The organism is Neisseria bergeri, from assembly GCA_003044455.1.
Lineage (GTDB): Bacteria > Pseudomonadota > Gammaproteobacteria > Burkholderiales > Neisseriaceae > Neisseria > Neisseria bergeri.
Genome location: POWY01000035.1, coordinates 1 through 1,224, shown reverse-complemented (window position 1 = coordinate 1,224; position 1,224 = coordinate 1). Strand labels below are relative to the sequence as shown.

Sequence of the window (1,224 nt, the reverse complement as noted above, 5' to 3'; positions counted from 1 at the left end):
CAACCCAATCGGATCCTGATTCACAAACCGACCTACATCAGGCTCGTAATACCTGAAGAAGTTGTAATGCAGCCCCGTTTCACGGTCGCAATACTGGTTCTGCAGGCGGAAGGGTTGGTGCGCCGTTCCCGTTATGTTCGTTTCGCTCTTCAGTTTGCCCCAACCGTAATAATCGCCGAACCAAACCAGATTGCCGTCCTTATCGGTCATCTCCCTCGGGATGCCGATTTGGTCGCAGTGGAAGTAGTGGATTTGTTGGCGGCTTTCGCCGTCTTCGTTGGTCCAATTGCGTACCTGTGCCAAAGGTTCGTAGGACTCTTGATCGGTGTAGAGATAGGTATACCTGCCGTCAGGGTGTACTTCCTGCAAGAGGCGGCTGCCGTCCCAAACAAACCCGGTTTCGTCTTCTAGGCTGCCGTCTGTTTTCAGACGGCCTTTGCCTATCCTCCTGCCCAGGGCGTCGTAGGTGTAGGCCCAAGTTTCTTTGCTGCCGTCTTTCTTGAAGATTTCGGCTTTAACCGGTTGGTCGTGCAGGTCGTAGAAATAGTTCTGCACTTCGCCGTCGGCGAGTTCGCGGTGGATCAGGTTGCCGAAGTGGTCGTAGTAATAGGTCGTGCCGTTGTATTCTTTAAGACGGTTGTCTTGAACGGTAGGGCTGTTGTGATCGGACAGGATATTGTGCGCGGGGTCGAAGGCGAACCGTTCGTTCCCTGCTTGGGTAATCCTGCCCAGTCTGTCGTACTCGAAATGCGTCGTGCCCGTCCGCTGGTCGGTACTGCGGGTCAGGTTGCCGGTGCGGTCGTAGCCGTAGCTGCGTTTGACGGCATAGGCCGATGTTACTGCATTTTTCGCTGTCCCGGTCTGCGTCAGCTCGTTGGGGGCGGCAATTTGCCTTTTCAGACGGCCTAAGGGGTCGAGTTCGTAACGGCCGGCGAGTTTACCCTGTGTGCGGAAGATTTCGCGGTGCAGCTGATCGCGTTCGATGTCGGTGATGACTTCGTCGCCGAGGCTGATTTGGTGCAGGTGGCCGCTGCCGTAATACAGGCAGTTGATCTGTCTGCCGTCGGGCAGGACGGCGGCGGTACGGTTGCCGTTGAAGTCGTAGTGGTAGCGGACGGTTTCGGTAACGGGCAGGTACAGCATATCGTACTGCGCATCGCGCCAGTCGGTTTCGGGCAGACCGTTTCGGGCGTTCTCTTCCTTAGACGGCACCTTCCATTGGTG

The 1,224-nt window shown here is 56.4% G+C and carries 1 protein-coding gene; it reads right to left on the bottom strand.

Annotation, left to right across the window (positions count from 1 at the left end; translation table 11 throughout):
• A partial coding sequence (locus DBY86_RS12765; RefSeq protein ID WP_199901116.1) for an RHS domain-containing protein occupies window positions 1-1,224 on the bottom strand: 1,224 nt, incomplete at both ends.